This window comes from Paraclostridium dentum, assembly GCF_012922555.1.
Taxonomy (GTDB): domain Bacteria; phylum Bacillota; class Clostridia; order Peptostreptococcales; family Peptostreptococcaceae; genus Paraclostridium; species Paraclostridium dentum.
This window is the reverse complement of the sequence record NZ_WIPK01000011.1, coordinates 45,655-62,770: the sequence shown is the minus strand read 5'-3', so window position 1 is coordinate 62,770 and position 17,116 is coordinate 45,655. Positions and strand designations below refer to the sequence as shown.

The 17,116-nt window shown below is 29.5% G+C and carries 12 protein-coding genes, 1 pseudogene and 1 riboswitch; of the genes and pseudogenes, 3 read left to right on the top strand and 10 right to left on the bottom strand.

The genetic code is table 11. The annotated features are described in order from the left end of the window. Positions 1-108: 108 nt before the first annotated feature. The 9 genes and pseudogenes from GFJ41_RS14285 to GFJ41_RS14240 form a co-directional block, all read right to left on the bottom strand. The gene (locus GFJ41_RS14285; RefSeq protein WP_035117651.1) at positions 109-1,443 is read right to left on the bottom strand and encodes an NCS2 family permease; all 1,335 of its coding nucleotides are present in this window, start codon (positions 1,441-1,443) and stop codon (positions 109-111) included. 111 nt (positions 1,444-1,554) lie between these two features. Continuing rightward, positions 1,555-3,093, bottom strand: coding sequence for a glutamine-hydrolyzing GMP synthase (gene guaA, locus GFJ41_RS14280; RefSeq protein WP_170075695.1), 1,539 nt, complete (start codon positions 3,091-3,093; stop codon positions 1,555-1,557). Between the two features lie 2 nt (positions 3,094-3,095). Next, on the bottom strand, positions 3,096-4,559 hold the full coding sequence (gene guaB / locus GFJ41_RS14275) for an IMP dehydrogenase (RefSeq protein WP_021428322.1): 1,464 nt from the start codon (positions 4,557-4,559) through the stop codon (positions 3,096-3,098). 250 nt (positions 4,560-4,809) lie between these two features. Then, positions 4,810-4,911: riboswitch (purine riboswitch) on the bottom strand. Between the two features lie 64 nt (positions 4,912-4,975). Further along, a pseudogene (larC, locus tag GFJ41_RS18770) lies at positions 4,976-6,144 on the bottom strand (nickel pincer cofactor biosynthesis protein LarC). A gap of 21 nt (positions 6,145-6,165) precedes the next feature. Then, complete coding sequence (gene larB / locus GFJ41_RS14260) at positions 6,166-6,909, bottom strand: nickel pincer cofactor biosynthesis protein LarB (protein WP_170075693.1); 744 nt, start codon at positions 6,907-6,909, stop codon at positions 6,166-6,168. A gap of 276 nt (positions 6,910-7,185) precedes the next feature. Further along, entirely contained in the window at positions 7,186-8,808 is a 1,623-nt protein-coding gene (gene groL, locus GFJ41_RS14255) for a chaperonin GroEL (protein WP_053832705.1), read from the bottom strand. Positions 8,809-8,831: 23 nt separating this feature from the next. Next, the gene (locus tag GFJ41_RS14250; RefSeq protein WP_021428256.1) at positions 8,832-9,116 is read right to left on the bottom strand and encodes a co-chaperone GroES; all 285 of its coding nucleotides are present in this window, start codon (positions 9,114-9,116) and stop codon (positions 8,832-8,834) included. A gap of 171 nt (positions 9,117-9,287) precedes the next feature. After that, positions 9,288-10,778, bottom strand: coding sequence for a cardiolipin synthase (gene cls, locus GFJ41_RS14245; protein ID WP_021431603.1), 1,491 nt, complete (start codon positions 10,776-10,778; stop codon positions 9,288-9,290). A gap of 15 nt (positions 10,779-10,793) precedes the next feature. Further along, positions 10,794-11,669, bottom strand: a complete 876-nt coding sequence (locus tag GFJ41_RS14240) for a DNA-3-methyladenine glycosylase family protein (protein WP_170075692.1) — start codon at positions 11,667-11,669, stop codon at positions 10,794-10,796. 169 nt (positions 11,670-11,838) lie between these two features. On the opposite strand from GFJ41_RS14240, the gene GFJ41_RS14235 reads away from it, so the two are divergent. From GFJ41_RS14235 to GFJ41_RS14225, 3 genes are all read left to right on the top strand, one after another. Further along, positions 11,839-12,501 (top strand): deoxynucleoside kinase, encoded by a 663-nt coding sequence (locus tag GFJ41_RS14235; RefSeq protein WP_021428329.1) that lies wholly within the window; start codon positions 11,839-11,841, stop codon positions 12,499-12,501. Then, positions 12,494-13,147, top strand: a complete 654-nt coding sequence (locus tag GFJ41_RS14230; protein ID WP_021428315.1) for a deoxynucleoside kinase — start codon at positions 12,494-12,496, stop codon at positions 13,145-13,147. Before GFJ41_RS14235 ends, GFJ41_RS14230 begins: the two co-directional genes overlap by 8 nt. A gap of 193 nt (positions 13,148-13,340) precedes the next feature. Beyond that, complete coding sequence (locus GFJ41_RS14225) at positions 13,341-14,225, top strand: LysR substrate-binding domain-containing protein (protein ID WP_025161362.1); 885 nt, start codon at positions 13,341-13,343, stop codon at positions 14,223-14,225. Between the two features lie 106 nt (positions 14,226-14,331). Here GFJ41_RS14225 and GFJ41_RS14220 read toward each other — a convergent pair whose 3' ends face one another. After that, a complete protein-coding gene (locus GFJ41_RS14220; protein ID WP_206001566.1) occupies positions 14,332-16,980 on the bottom strand; it encodes a collagenase in 2,649 nt (882 codons plus the stop codon). Positions 16,981-17,116 lie beyond the last annotated feature (136 nt).

The following is a 17,116-nucleotide window of genomic DNA, read 5'->3' as shown; positions in this document are numbered from 1 at the left end:
ATAATTCATATTTTCATCATATTTAAACAAAATTCAAACTTTTTTAAAATAATAAAAATAAATAAAAAAAAGATATGTAAATATTTATATTTACATATCTTTTTCATTTTATAATAATCCAAATTTTAGTATGAATACTAAACTAAGTATAATTAAAGACAGTTTTGCTTGATCTTTCTTACCACTAGCTAACTTTAAAAATGTATATGATATGATTCCGAACATAATACCATCTGCAACACTGTATGATAAAGGCATCATTACAAATGTTATAAATGCTGGTATTGCATCTGTAAAATCATTAAAGTTAATTCTTAATATTGAACTTGCCATTAAGAATCCTACAAGTATAAGTATTGGAGCTGTAGCTTGAGGTGGTATAGAAACAAATAATGGAGCAAAAAATAATGAAATTAAGAATAAAATTCCAGTAATTACTGCTGTTAATCCCGTTCTTCCTCCAACTGCTATTCCAGATCCACTTTCAACTGTTGTAGCTAGCGTTGATGTTCCTAATACTGAAGATATAGTAGTTGAAACAGATTCTGCTAATAATGCTTTTTTTACATTAGGCATATTTCCATTTTCATCTAATAAATTAGCCTTATCTGCAATTCCTAATAAAAATCCTATTGAGTCAAACATATTAACAAATAATAATGTAAGTACTATTACTAACATATCTAAGCTAAATATTTGACTTTTACCTACATCCAATGCTTTCATAAATACAGGCTGTATTGATGGTGGTAAGTCTATAACTCCTGTTGGCATAGGAACTATTGAAAATACCATCCCAATTACAGATGTAATTATTATAGATATTAAAAATGCTCCATTCACATTTTTTATTAATAAAGTTGCAGCTATCATTAATCCTATTATAGATAATAATACAACTGGTGACTTAACATTTCCTAATGATATTATAGCTCCACCTTGTTGAACAATACCTGCATTAACAAGTCCTATAAATGTTATAAACAACCCAATTCCAGCTGTTATAGCATGTTTTAAGACATCTGGCATACACTCTATTATCTTTTCACGAACATTAGTTACTGTTAATAAAATAAATATAATACCTTCGATAAACATAGCACATAGTGCAAATTGCCAAGTATATCCCATACCTAAAACTACTGTATACGTAAAGAACGCATTTATTCCCATACTAGGAGCTAATATTATAGGATAATTAGCTAAGAATCCCATTATTATACATCCTATTGCTGAAGCTATTGCAGTTGCTGTAAAAACAGCGCCCTTATCCATACCAGCTTCACCTAATATAGTAGGATTTACAACTAATATATAAGCAATTGTCATAAATGTTGTTATTCCTGCTAATACTTCTGTTTTTACATTTGTGTTATTTTCACTTAGTTTAAAAACTTTCTCTAATAATCCATTATTAGAGCCTTTAACACTTGAATTTTGCATATTTTCCTCCATTGATGCTAAGTTTTTTGTGATAAAATCCTTATAAAAAAATAAAAAGCATAAGCTTTTTATTTTTTTATAATTTATTGTAAGTGTTTGAATAAACTGGTTTTATTCCCATTCTATAGTTCCTGGAGGCTTACTAGTGATATCGTAAACTACTCTATTTGCTCCATCAACTTCATTTACAATTCTATTAGATATTTTTTCTAATACATCGTAAGGCATTTTGTACCAATCAGAAGTCATTCCATCAGAAGAAGTAACAGCTCTTATACCTACTAAATAAGCATAAGTTCTTTCATCTCCCATAACTCCAACAGTTTTTACATCTGGTAAAGTTGCGAATGCTTGCCATATTTCACTATATAAACCAGCTTTTTTAAGCTCATCCATATATATAGCGTCTGCTTCTCTTAATATATCACATCTCTCTTTAGTTACTTCACCTATAACTCTTATTCCAAGACCTGGTCCTGGGAATGGATGTCTATATATTAAATCATAATCTATTCCAAGTTCTAATCCTATTTTTCTAACTTCATCTTTAAATAATTCTCTTAAAGGTTCAACTATTTCAAATTCTATATCATCAGGTATTCCACCAACATTATGATGTGATTTTATTGTAGCTGATTCTCCAAGCCCACTTTCTACAACGTCAGGATATATAGTTCCTTGAGCTAAGAAATCCATTTTTCCTAATTTATTAGACTCTTCTTCAAATACTCTTATAAACTCTTCACCTATTATTTTTCTCTTAGCTTCAGGTTCTGTTACACCTTTTAACTTAGATAAGAATCTATCTTCACAATTTACTCTTATTAAGTTCATATCAAACTTATCTCTAAATATTCTTTCAACATCATCACCTTCATTTTTTCTAAGTAATCCATGATCTACGAATACACAAGTTAAGTTATCTCCTATAGCTTTATGAACAAGTACAGCTGCAACTGATGAATCTACTCCACCACTTAAAGCACAAAGTACTTTCTTATCTCCTATAGTTTCTTTTAATTCTTTTATCTTTTCTTCTATAAATGAATCTGTTGTCCAATCTCCAGTTACTTCACATACATTATATAAGAAGTTTCTTAAAACTTTATCTCCTTCTAAGCAATGTTCAACTTCTGGATGGAATTGAACTCCGTATAATTTCTTTTCTGGGTGATGCATTGCAGCTACTGGACAATCCTCAGTATATGCAGCAACTTCAAATCCTTCAGGAAGAACATCTATTAAATCTGTATGACTCATCCAAACAGTATTAGTAGAAATTCCTTCAAATATGTTTGAAGCGTTATATGTTATAGAAGTTTTTCCATATTCTTTTTCACTATTATTTCCTCTTCTTACATTACCACCTAATAAGTGAGCCATTAGCTGAACTCCATAACATATTCCAAGTATAGGTACTCCTATTTCGAATATTTGTTTAGTTATCTTTGGAGACTCTTCTAAATATGCACTGTTAGGTCCTCCTGTAAAGATTATTCCTTTTGGATTTTTAGCTTTTATTACTTCTATATCTGTAGTATGTGGTAATATTTCACAATATACGTTGTTTTCTCTAACTCTTCTTGCTATTAATTGGTTGTATTGACCACCAAAATCTATTACTAAAACTATTTCATGTTGTTTTTTCATTCTTATACCTCCCCTTGAGTGCTGTAATTTGGTGCTTCTTTAGTTATAGTTATATCATGTGGGTGACTTTCTTTTAATGAAGCAGCTGTTATTTTTATAAACTCAGCATTTTCCATTAAGTCTTTAATTGTAGCGGCACCACAGTATCCCATCCCAGCTCTTATTCCACCTATCATTTGGTAAACTATATCTTCAGCTTTACCTTTATATGCAACCATTCCTTCAACACCTTCAGGAACTAATTTTTTAGCATCATTTTGGAAGTATCTATCCTTAGATCCTTTTTCCATAGCTCCGATAGATCCCATTCCTCTATATGTTTTATATGATCTTCCTCTATATAGAACTGTTTCTCCAGGACTTTCTTCTGTTCCTGCAAACATAGATCCCATCATACATATCGATGCTCCAGCAGCTAATGCTTTTACTATATCTCCAGAGAATTTTAATCCTCCATCAGCAATTACTGGTACTCCATACTTATGTCCAACTTCTGCACAGTCCATAACTGCTGTTACTTGTGGAACACCTATACCAGCAACAACTCTTGTTGTACATATAGACCCTGGTCCTATTCCTACTTTTACACAGTCAGCTCCAGCTTTTATTAAATCTTCTGTAGCTTTTGCAGTTGCAACATTTCCAGCTATAACTTGTAAGTTTGGATATTTTTCTTTTACTTGTTTAAGAGCATTTATAACACCCATAGAGTGTCCATGTGCACTGTCTAGTACAACTACATCAACATTAGCTTTAACTAATGCAGCAACTCTATCCATTAAGTCAGCACTTATTCCAAGAGCAGCTCCACATAATAATCTTCCTTGAGAATCTTTTGCAGAGTTTGGATATTGTATTTTCTTCTCTATATCTTTTATTGTTATTAATCCTTTTAAGTTTCCTTCTGCATCAACTATAGGTAATTTCTCTATCTTATGTTTCTTTAATATTTGTTGAGCTTCAGTTAAGTTTATTCCTTCTCTTGCTGTAACAAGATTTTCTTTAGTCATAACATCTTCTACTTTTTTAGTAAAATCAGCTTCAAACTTTATATCTCTATTTGTTATTATTCCGATTAATTTATTATTATCATCTACTATTGGTACACCCGATATTTTATATCTTGCCATTATATCATCAGCATCTTGTATTGTATGGTCTTTTGTTAAGAAGAATGGGTCTACGATAACACCACTTTCGCTTCTTTTTACTTTATCAACTTCTAAAGCTTGTGCTTCTATAGACATATTTTTGTGTATTATGCCTATACCACCTTGTCTCGCCATTGAAATAGCCATTTTCGATTCAGTGACTGTATCCATACCTGCACTCATTAGAGGTATATTTAATTTAATGCTCTTTGTTAATTGTGTTTGTGTACAAACATCTTTAGGTAACACTTCTGATCTTTGTGGAACTAAAAGTACATCATCAAATGTTAATCCTTCTTTTAATATCTTTGCCATATCGGTTGCCCCCTTCGTTATTTTATATATATTTTTTTACTATTTATTATTTTTTATATAATCAGTTGTTTTTATACTGTTTCTACCCTGAAACTTTAATTTCCTTAAAAATGGGTACAAAAAAACCTGTATAATAACTTCATTTTATAAGTGAAATTACTATACAGGTTCTCAAAACTCTTTTAACTTGTAGCTAACCTATAGGGAATATGCTCAGCCTATAGATTTACTTTATTAATGATAGAGTTTTGTCTATAATAATTTCACTCATAGTCAGAGTATTTTCGGTACTCCGGTAGAGACTCTCAGACCATATTTCTGAGTATATATGAGTGATTTTTTATTTATGATTTTGTATACAATGTTGTATGAGTTGTTTATTAATTTATCAAATTTTCTTACTTGTGTCAACAATTTTAAAAAAATTTATTTTTTATTGAGCAATTTATGCTATCATATACAAATTTTATGGATATATTAGCCTTTTTAGCTATGTTTTTACACTCTTCGTACTCTGGAGTAACTTTTATAATTTTATTTTTGTAATACCCAATTTTAACTGTTACTTCTCCATATTCGCAATTTATTTTTTCAAACTTTCTTAATAAAGTTTTTCTTTTATACTCCTTATACCTAATTCCAAAGGTACTAGTTTCCATCAATATAATTTCAGTAAATTTATCTAAATCCTTTTTTTCACATAATATAGACAGTTTTATCGCTGGTCTATTTTTTTTCATATGTATACTTTCAGTGTATATATCAAGCGCTCCTTCTTCTATGACCTTATCATATAAATATGAAAATATCTCTGACGACATATCATCTATATTACAACTTATTTCATATATTACTTCTTCTTTTTTTTTATACCTACTATAGTTCTTAACATATTTGGTATTTCAAATTTCTTATGTCCTATCCCATATCCAATTTGATTAACTTCAAATTCTAATTTATCTATAAACTCGCTACATAATGTTTTTATTATAGCTGCCCCTGTAGGTGTAGTACACTCTCCTTCTACACTATTTAGTCTAACTGGTACTCCTCTTAATATTTCAATAGTTGCAGGTGCTGGCACTGGCATAATCCCATGATCACATTTTACAAATCCAGATCCAACTGGAACACAACTAGAGTACACTTTATCTATATTTAATAAATCTATTAATATAGAACATCCAACAATATCTACAATAGAATCTATAGCTCCAACCTCATGAAAATGAATTTTATCTATAGTTGTCCCATGAACTTTAGCTTCTGCTTCTCCTACCGTCATAAATATCTTTTTAGCTCTATCTTTTGTTCTATCGTTTAAATTAGATTTATCAATAATGTCAAAAATATCTACTAAATGTCTGTGTGCATTAGATTCTTTAGCTATTACATTAACCTTTGTTCCAACTATACCACTTTCATTTTTAGAATCTATTTCTATAGTAAATTCATCATTTAAATTTAATTTCTTTAATTCCTCTAAAAAAATTTCTTTAGGTACCCCTAAGTTTAGTAAACTCGCAATAGTCATATCTCCAGATATACCATTTACTATGTCAAAATACAAAATTCTCTCTTCCATGTGAATACCTTCTTTCATATTTTAGTCTAATTTATTTATTGTAGCTGCTAGATACCCAGCCCCAAATCCATTATCGATGTTAACTACAGATATGCCTGATGCACAACTATTTAGCATCGTTAATAAAGCTGAAAGACCATTAAAATTAGCACCATATCCAACTGATGTAGGTACTGCTATAACAGGAACATCTACTAACCCTCCTACCACACTTGGTAAAGCGCCTTCCATCCCAGCTACAACTATTAATACTCTAGCGTCTCTAATTATATTCATTTTATTTAGTAATCTATGTATGCCTGCAACTCCTACATCGTAAACTCTCTCAACATCATTGCCTAGAAATGTTGCAGTATAATATGCTTCATCTGCAACAGGAATATCAGATGTTCCACCTGTAACAACTACAATCTTTCCTTTTCCTATATTATCTATAGGTTTATTTTGAATCTTTAATATTCTAGATAAGTCTTCATATTCACAATGCGGATATAAAGATTTAATTTTTTCATATGTTTCTTTTCTACATCTAGTTCCTAATATATTTGAACCTTTTTCACTCATCTTTTTTATAATTCCCAATATATGTTCATCACTTTTACCTTCACAGTAAATAACTTCCGGATACCCATTTCTTATTTGTCTATGATGATCGATATTTGCATACCCAATATCTTCATAAGGTAAATCTTTAAGCTTCTCCATAGCTATATCTATATCTATATCCTTATTTTTAACTTGCTCTAATAAACCTCTAATATCCATAAGTACCCCCCATTATTCTAAGTTGTTAATATTAATTTTAACACACTAAGCATACCTTTTCCAGCTGATAAAACACGTAAAAAAGGGATTATATCATTTAGATATAATCCCTTCCTATTTCTATTTCTCTTAACCTCAGTAAAGTGTTGAACTTTTCTAAAAGCGAAGTGTTGATTATATTTGCTGAATAAACGTTAAAGACTGCGTTCTTCAGGTCTTTAGTGCATGAAGCAATATCATCAACACGAAGCCAAGTACCGTTCAGACTTTACCAACCTACATCATTGGAGGCATTCCTCCACCCATTCCTGGTACTGGATCACTTTCAGGAAGGTCTGCAACAGCTGCTTCTGTAGTTAAGAATACACCTGCTATAGATGCTGCATTTTGTAACGCAGTTCTAGTAACCTTAGTTGGGTCAACTATACCAACTTCAACCATGTTCACGTATTTTTCATTTAATGCATCAAATCCTATTTCAGGATCTTCATTTACAACTTTTTGTATTATAACTGCTCCTTCAAGACCAGCATTAATTGCTATTTGTCTTAATGGCTCCTCTAAAGCTCTTCTTATTATCTTAGCTCCTACTTGAAGTTCTCCTTCAAGTTCTTCTATTAACTTATCTACAACTGGTATTACACTAACTAATGCAGTACCACCACCTGCAACTATACCTTCTTCAACAGCTGCTCTTGTAGCATTTAATGCATCTTCTATTCTCAATTTTCTTTCTTTAAGCTCAACCTCTGTAGCTGCTCCAACTTTTATTACAGCAACACCACCTGCAAGTTTAGCTAATCTTTCCATTAATTTTTCTTTATCAAAATCAGAAGTAGTTTGATCTACTTGATGTTTGATTTGACTTACTCTGTCTTCTATAGCTTTTTTATCTCCAGATCCATCTACTATTGTAGTGTTATCTTTAGTTATTTTTACAGATCCAGCTCTACCTAACATAGATATATCAGCATCTTTTAAGTCATATCCTAATTCTTCAGATATGACAGTTCCTCCAGTAAGTATAGCTATATCTTCTAACATAGCTTTTCTTCTATCTCCAAATCCAGGAGCCTTAACTGCAACAACATCAAATACACCTTTTAATTTGTTTATTACTAATGTAGATAAAGCTTCCCCTTCTACATCTTCAGCTATTATTAATAATTTTTTACCTTGTTGTACTATTTGCTCAAGTACAGGTAATATATCTTGTATATTATTTATTTTTCTATCTGTTATTAATATATATGGATCATTTAAAACAGCTTCCATTTTATCAACATCTGTTACCATGTATGCTGAAACAAATCCTCTATCAAATTGCATACCTTCAACTGCATCTAGCTCTGTATGCATAGTTTTAGACTCTTCAACTGTTATAACTCCATCTTTACCTACTATCTCCATAGCTTCAGCTATTAAATTACCTACTTCTTCATCTCCTGCAGATATAGATGCAACTTGAGATATAGATTCTTTAGTCTCTATAGTTCTTGATTGTTTCTTTAGTTCTGCAACAGCTACTTCTACAGCTTTTTGAATTCCTTTTCTTAAAAGTACTGGGTTAGATCCAGCAGTTACATTTTTTAACCCTTCTCTTATTATAGCTTGAGCTAAAACTGTAGCAGTTGTAGTTCCATCTCCAGCTACATCATTAGTCTTAGTTGCAACTTCTTTAACTAATTGAGCTCCCATATTTTCAAATCTATCTTCTAATTCTATTTCTTTTGCTATAGTAACTCCATCATTTGTTATAAGTGGAGCCCCAAATTTTTTATCTAATATAACATTTCTTCCTTTTGGCCCTAATGTTACCTTAACTGTATCTGCTAATTTGTTTACACCAGCTTCTAAAGCTGTTCTTGAATCTTGTGCGAATTTTATTTCTTTAGCCATATCTCATAATCCTCCCTTTATACTTATTCAACTACCGCTAATATTTCACTTTGTTTTAATATAGTATATTCTTGTCCTTCTAACTTAATTTCTGTTCCTGCATATTTAGAATATATAACTTTATCTCCAATATTTAATTCCATTTTAATTTCTTTACCATCTACTATTCCACCAGGTCCAACTTCTACAACCTCTGCTATCTGAGGTTGTTCTTTAGCTGTTCCAGGTAAAACTATACCACTTGCAGTTTTTTCTTCTGCTTCTACTTTCTTTATTACTACTCTGTCAGCTAATGGTCTTATTTTCATAATTATCCCTCCTAATGAAATTTATGTATTTTATCACTCTATTGCTTAGAGTGCTAACAATTTTATAATATATTATATTTACTTATTTTTCAATACCCTTAATTAATTTTATGCAATTTTTATGCGAGGAAATTTTACTGTTATCGACAAACATCCTCGCATATTATAAACTTATAAAATTGGTGAAAATAATCTTGCTACTGATTCAACCCATTTTTTTATTAAAGGTCTTTTTTCAAAATCTTTAAGGTGTATTTCTTTACTATTTTTTAAATCCTCATAGAAGTCTTCAGTTATTTTTTTTACTATCTGTTCATCATACATAAATGCATTAATTTCAAAGTTTAACATAAAACTTCTTAAGTCCATATTTGCAGAACCTGTTGATGCAATCTTATCATCTATAATTACTACTTTAGCGTGTATAAATCCTTTTTTATATAAGTAAACTTTTCCCCCAGACCTTAAAATATCATCAAAATATGAATATGATGCTTGATGTACTATTTTATGATCAGCTATACCAGGGAATATAATTCTTACATCAACGCCTCTTAATGCTGCACTCTTTAATGCTCTTAATAAACTTTCATCTGGTATAAAGTATGGAGTTTCTATATAAACTCTTTCTTTAGCATTACAGATAGCTGAAAAATATGCATAGTGTATAGCTTCCCAGTCACTATCAGGACCTGTTGCTACCACCTGTATCATGCTATTTCCTTTGTAATCTAGTTTAGGGAAATATTTTTCATCAAAAACTGACTTTTGAGTTGTATAATACCAGTCTATTAAAAATACCATTTGTAGCATATAAACAGAACTTCCTTCAATTCTTATATGAGTATCACGCCAATATCCAAATTTTTTGTTTTTACCCATATACTCATCACCTATATTTATACCACCTGTATATCCTATGCATCCATCGATTATAACAATCTTTCTATGATTTCTATAGTTAATTTTACCTCCCATTAGAGGGAATTTTGCAGGTAAAAAAGGAACTATTTCTATGCCCTCTCTTTTCATCTCTTTAAAGAATTTTCTATGAAACCAAAACCTCCAACATCCTACATCATCATATACAATTTTTATACTCAGACCTTCTCGAGCTTTTTTTATCAACAAATCCTTAATCTTTCTTCCAATTTCACTATCTTTTATTATGAAGTACTCTAAATGGATATGTTCTTTAGCTTCTTCTATATCTTTTATTAGCCTTTCAAACTTTTCATTCCCATCAATAAATATTTCTACTTTATTATTAGCTGTAAATGGGAACTTTCCTGTATTTAAAAGCAAACTTATAACTTTCTTTTTTAATCCTTCAGAATCATCTAATTTTGATAACTCTTTATTTTTTATAGCTTCTTGTTCAAGGTCTACTAACTCTTCTATTGACCTCAAATTTTGAAATAAATTATTTTCTTTTATATCTGTGGCTAGTTTCTGAGTTTTAAATATTTTTCTCTTTCTTATATTTCGGCCTAGCACCCCATATATAACTAGCCCAATCCCAGGAAGTACCATAAATATTAGTAACCATGCCATAGTCTTAGCTGGATCTCGATTTTCGAGTATTATATTTATAGCAACCACAATACTAGCTAGATAAGATATTCCTACATAACTTAAAACTAGTATGTCTAAAGCACTCATATATCCTCCTTATTTTTATCTTCCTATTCCCAATTCTCTAGCATAATAGAATAGATATTGTTGTGCAAATCCTGATAAATCTTCAAATTTATCTATCGCATACTTTCTTATTTTAGGCAAACTCATATCATCTTCTACATAAAATTCTTGCATAACTCTTTTTACCCATACATCAACAGGGAATGTATCATACTTTTGCATACCGAATAACGCTATACAATCGCACACTTTTGGACCTACTCCATTAAATTCCATAAGTTTTTTTCTGCAATCTTCTGTTCCTAAATTCTCATAGCTGTGTACATCCTCATTTTCACTTATAACTCTTTCTGTAGTTGCCTTTATATATTTATCTCTAAACCCTGTAGAACAAGCTCTTATATCCGCTATACTGGCTTTACTTAATTGCTCTGGTGTTGGAAAATCGTAATAGTCTACTCCATTGAACTTTCCAATATAAGTGCCATACTCCCTTGATAAATTAGATATAGCTTTTTGAATCATAGGAATTCTATTATTAGATGATATTATAAATGAAATTAACATCTCCCATGGATCTTGACGTAGAATTCTTATTCCCCATCCAAATTCTGTTGCCTTTTCTAAATACTCATCCATACTTTTTAGTTCATTTTTTATTTTTGCATAATCTGTATCTAAATCAAAGTAAGATTTCCATATTTTATTGAAATCTTCTAAATTAGTATTCTTTAAATAAACTGTATTTCCTTCTCTAGATACATTTATTACTCTACCTTTAGCTACCCCTGTATATGAACCATCATCTTCTGCTTTCCACCTAAAACATTGTCCACATTCAAATATATGCTTAGGATCAAAATCTAATGCCCCTTCTATAACCACTGAATTTTCTTTTTCATAAACTTTCATAAATTTCGCTCCTTTTTATATAAACTTATAGTTTTAATTCTACCCATATTTCGTTAAATTTAAATTAACTATTTATTTTTAATACAAATTTAATTTAAAAAGTCTAGAGTAGAATTAGTGATTCTTTTTTGCTAAAATACATAAGACATTATTTTTAGAGGGTGATTATATGAATAGTAGAGGTATATTTATAGCTATAGAAGGTCCTATCGGAGTTGGTAAAACAACATTAGCTAATATTTTAAACAATCATTTTAACTGTACTTTGCTAAGGGAAATAGTAGAAGAAAATCCATTTTTATCAAAATTTTATACAGATATTAAAGAATACGCATTACAAACGGAATCATTTTTTTTATTTAATAGAATCAAACAATTAGAAGATACTGAGAAAAATTTATTGAGTCAAGGCACAAGTGTTGTTAGTGATTATCACATTATTAAAAATCTTATATTCGCAGGAATAACTCTTGATAATATGCAGTTTTATAAATATAAACAAATGTATAATATTTTTATTAATGACCTGCCTCAACCAGATATAATAATCTATCTTAACTCAAATACAGATGTATTAATGAATAGAATAGCTATGAGGGATAGAAGCTTTGAAAGACAAATGGATAGAAACTATATACAAGAATTAAGTACAGAGTATAAATATTACTTTAATCCATTATCTATAAAACATAATTTTGTAGGTAAAGAACCTCTTATATTAGAAATAGATAACTCTAATTTAGATTTTCTAAATAATGACAATGATAGAAAATTTATAATAAAAAAAGTAGAAGATGCTATTAACAGCTTAGGAGGACATGAAAATGTTTAAATTGGTAAATCAGTGTAATAAACCGTTAAATAGAGATTTATTTATAACTGTTGCAGGAAATGTTGGTGCGGGTAAATCTACACTTACTAAATTAGTTGGTGAAAAATTAGGTTTTGAAACTCATTTCGAAAAAGTTAATGGAAATCCATACCTAGAAGATTTTTATAAAGATCAAAATACTTGGGGATTTCACTTACAATTATATTTTTTAGCTCAAAGATTCAAACAACAAAAAGAAATAGACAGTAACGGACTTAATAATATTCAAGATAGAAGTATATATGAAGATGTTGAAATATTTGCTAGAAACTTATATGATAACGGAAAGATGAGTAAAAGAGATTATATAACTTATAGAGATTTATTTAATGATATGGTTCCTCACTTAAGAAGACCCGATTTAATGATCTATCTAGATGGATCTATAGATACTATCGTAAATAGGATCAATATGAGAGGTAGAGAGATGGAGAAGTCTGTTGATTTAGATTACTGGACTAATCTTCACAACAGATATAAAAAATGGATTGCTGAGTACGACCAGTCCCCTGTTCTTTATGTAAATATAAATGAAATTGACTTGAAAAATAACCCAGAACACTTAGATGCTTTATGTAATGAAATAAAAAGCTTATTAAATATATAAAATTTAAAATAGTGAATTAACTAGGATAGAAATATAATTTATTAAATTTTTAAAATTGTATTTCTATCTTTTTTATTATTTTTTTATTTTTTTACTTAAAACAGTATATGAAACTTATGATTATTGGTAAAATAGATATATATTTCATGAACCATTACTTTTTTTGATGATTTAATCCAAGGAGGAATTTTTAATGATAGAAGAGTTTAAAACATTTATAGCAGTTGTTGAACATCAAAATTTTACTAAAGCAGGTGAAAGTATAAATTTATCTCAACCAACAGTAAGTACTCATATAAAAAATTTAGAGAATTATTTTAATACAACTCTAATAAACAGATCTATTAAGCAGAAAAACATATCTATAACTGATAATGGATACTTATTATATAAAAGAGCTAGAGAAATAATAACATCTATAGAGTCGGTAAAGGATGAACTAAACAGTATTTCTAGTTCAATCAAAGGTCATATAAAGATAGGTGCTAGTTTAACTATTGCCGAATACTTTTTACCTAACTTCTTAGCTGTATTTTCTGAAAAATATCCAGATATAGAAGTTGAAATGCTTGTTGAAAATACACATAAAATTTGTGAAAAAGTAAAAAGTTCAAACCTAGATATTGGGTTGGTTGAAGGAAGCCTTACTTCATTTGATTTCAATCAAAAATTCTTCTTTGAAGATAGTATGATTTTGACATTTTCTCCAGATTTAGAGATTGATCCATTAAACTTTAATATAGATTCAATAAAAAATAAAAAATGGATAGTAAGAGAAGAAGGTTCTGGAACAAGAGAATATTTAAACATATTCTTAAGTAATAATAAAATAACACCTAGACAAATAATGGTATTAGGAAGCAATCATGCTGTAAAAGAAGCTGTAAAAAGCAATCTTGGAGTTTCAATTATATCTAAATTGGTAACAGACTCAGAAGGAGATTCTTTAGCAACTGTTAGTTTAAATGATACTTACAATAGATACTTCTCTTTTATAACACCAAAAGATATAAAACCATCAAGTACAACAACTTTATTTATAGATGAGTTAAATAAATTTTCAAATTTTGAAAAATAGAAGAAAATCAAATACCTCGGAAATGTCTTATAACTAACACACTTCCGAGGTCTATTATTTAATTAATATACACTATCACTTTTAATCTATTTTCAAATTTTATAACTTATTTGATATTAATTGTATAGTTACTATCTAAAGAGTCATAACTATAGACATATAAATAATATAAACCAGCATCTGCATTATAAGTATTTTTTAATAAATTGTTTTCAATGCTAGGGTAAGCAACATAATTATTTAAATCAGTAGACTTATATAGTATCCAGTTAATACCATGACCATCTAAATTATCTAAAACTATATCTATAGTTTTAGGATCTTTAATTTCAAAATAAAAAACGTCATTAGTATCATCTTTGCTTAAAGAACCTTTTACTTCACTTCCTAAAGATATTTTATTAGCAGTTTCAAAACTATCATTTGGCTCAATTTCTTTAATATCACCTTCTACAACTTCACCTTTTGGTAAAATACCGGTAAACACAACTTCAAATTCATATTTATTATTATTAACCTTATAGTCAACAAAGTAATTAGTAACAGTCTTATAACCAGACCAAGGAAGTTTTTCTAAGGAATTTAAAAATTCATTAGATTTGTTATTCATAGCTTCCCAATCTTTAGCTTCTCCTCTAGAAGTATCTCCTGTATAAGTTCCTGTTAAAGTAAATGTATCAAAAAACTCGCCTTTTTCTCTAACTATATTTACATTTTTTAATGGAACTATATTTTTAATATCAGAAGAAATTTTACTTAAATCAATAGCATCATGAGTAGCCAAATAATCATCAGAAACAAGTGGAACTGTCAAAGAATCATACTTATCAACTAAGTTTTGCATATGAGTTTGATAACCTTGATCTACTGCAGTACTTTTACTTAAAGTTTCTATATAAGAATCATATCCAGATACATTATTAGATATAATGTTATCAACTAAATTATTAAATATATCTAATCTATTATTGTACATATAATCACAAAATGCAAAACCATAATAATAGAAATCCCAAGATCCATACTTAGAATGAAGTAATTTATCTGTAGAAAATCTTTCCGCTGGATCAGTTGCTAAACCAGAAACTTGAGATTTTCTAGGAAGTACATCATTATCTCTAGTAGACCCTGCAAAAAATTCTGCACTACCTTCTTCAAACCAAGTCAATCTCCAATCTTTCCCCTGATAAAAATCACCAGTTCCCCACATACCAGGAACCATGTAACGACCTTGTAAATAGTGACAGTACTCATGTCTAAATAACTCTTCTAAACTAAATATACTCTCCTCAGGAGTTCTCTCATAAGTAAAAAATGTGCCATCACCTTCTATATACATACCACCATTATCAGTACTATATCCGTATAGAGGTTGGTTAAGTTTGTATTCTTTAGGGCTATTATATAAAACCATAGTTAAAACATCATCTGGATTTCCTTTTTCTAGTTCATTATCATTCCCTATAACTCTATGGAATTGAGCTTTTACTTCTTTAGATGCCCAATATAATCTTTGAACTTTTTCCTTCGTAACCTTATCTCCAGTGCGTATTACCATAGAAGAATCTTCAAAAGTATAAACATTAGGTAAATAGTGTGATTTTCCTTCTTCTCTTATTTTATTAATATCTAGAATAGTTCCATCAGCTAATTTTCCATTGAAATAATATGAAATAAAGTCAACTGCATCAAAATATTGAAGAGATAAATATGGATAAATTTCTAAGCAGCTATCAAGTTTCTTTTGAATACTTCTTGAATTTGAATGGAAATTCGATAATTTAGCGCAATAATACATTCCTGCATTAATTAACCAATCATTATCATCAGTTACATTTGTTAATATAGCAAAGTTTGTAACAGCATCTATATATCCATCAACTTTAGAAAACCAAGGTGATTTGTCTGCAGTTGTATTAGAATTGTACAAATAAGAATTTAAATCATATTCTATCCCCTTAGTGATTTGGAATACAGCATTTGTTTTTGAGTAATCTTTTAAATTAGCATCTAAACTGCTATTAAACTGATTTAAAATAGGCATACAATTGTTCACAATATCAACATTGCAAGCACTATTTCCAATTAACATACCCAAAGACTGAATAACATTATTTTGACCAGACTCCCCAATCTTGAAATTAGGATTTTTCTGAATTGAAATCATGGCAGGAATACACTTTTCTCTATAAGCTCTATCGTATAAATGACTAAGTGAATCGTTATAGTAAGCTAAGTAAAAACCAGATCTTAAAACTTCTACCAAAGTAGGTATTCCTTTATCATCAGTAGCAGTATAAGTTGCTCCTCTATCTTCTAACTCCTTAATAATTGCATTAACACGAGCTTCATCATTATAAAATTTGTAAGCATCTTCATTATAAACAAAAATATCTTTTATTTGAAACCAATCTATCGTAACTAGTAAATCTGTTAATTCCTTATAACTTAATTTATTAAGGTCATTATAGGTATAGGTAGCAGACTTACTTAGCTTTGCAGACTTACCTGACTTAAGTGTTGTGTCTGTATCTTGCTTTCCTAAAGGCTCAACATTTAAATCTTTCTTGAACTGATTTTCCTTAGTATCGTGCTTAATCTTTTGACCTATATGGAAAGGCATAGCGTTTATATCACCTGGAATATTACTAGAACTAGGTGGTTGAGTATTTGCAAATGAAATGAATGTTAAATTAGTTAAAACCAAAGCTAAAGCTAAAGTAAAAATCAAAAACTTAGGATGTCTCTTCTTCATAGTGCCTCCTTATGCTCTTTAAAGTATAATCTTGTAGGCAAGATATACTTTTATCTATATGCGTAAATAAGGATAATCGTTCCGAATAAAATTCGCTTTGCTTAAGCGACTACGTCTGCGAACCACTTCATGTCGC

Excerpts from the sequence above, each read along its gene's own strand:
- larB (WP_170075693.1), bottom strand. The coding sequence starts at position 6,909 with ATGGATATTAGAGGTTTATTAGAGCAAGTTAAAAATAAGGATATAGAT.
- cls (WP_021431603.1), bottom strand. The coding sequence starts at position 10,778 with ATGAGTGCTTTAGACATACTAGTTTTAAGTTATGTAGGAATATCTTAT.
- guaA (WP_170075695.1), bottom strand. The coding sequence starts at position 3,093 with ATGAAAAAACAACATGAAATAGTTTTAGTAATAGATTTTGGTGGTCAA.
- GFJ41_RS14240 (WP_170075692.1), bottom strand. The coding sequence starts at position 11,669 with ATGAAAGTTTATGAAAAAGAAAATTCAGTGGTTATAGAAGGGGCATTA.
- GFJ41_RS14250 (WP_021428256.1), bottom strand. The coding sequence starts at position 9,116 with ATGAAAATAAGACCATTAGCTGACAGAGTAGTAATAAAGAAAGTAGAA.
- groL (WP_053832705.1), bottom strand. The coding sequence starts at position 8,808 with ATGGCTAAAGAAATAAAATTCGCACAAGATTCAAGAACAGCTTTAGAA.
- GFJ41_RS14285 (WP_035117651.1), bottom strand. The coding sequence starts at position 1,443 with ATGCAAAATTCAAGTGTTAAAGGCTCTAATAATGGATTATTAGAGAAA.
- GFJ41_RS14220 (WP_206001566.1), bottom strand. The coding sequence starts at position 16,980 with ATGAAGAAGAGACATCCTAAGTTTTTGATTTTTACTTTAGCTTTAGCT.
- GFJ41_RS14235 (WP_021428329.1), top strand. The coding sequence starts at position 11,839 with ATGAATAGTAGAGGTATATTTATAGCTATAGAAGGTCCTATCGGAGTT.
- guaB (WP_021428322.1), bottom strand. The coding sequence starts at position 4,559 with ATGGCAAAGATATTAAAAGAAGGATTAACATTTGATGATGTACTTTTA.
- GFJ41_RS14225 (WP_025161362.1), top strand. The coding sequence starts at position 13,341 with ATGATAGAAGAGTTTAAAACATTTATAGCAGTTGTTGAACATCAAAAT.
- GFJ41_RS14230 (WP_021428315.1), top strand. The coding sequence starts at position 12,494 with ATGTTTAAATTGGTAAATCAGTGTAATAAACCGTTAAATAGAGATTTA.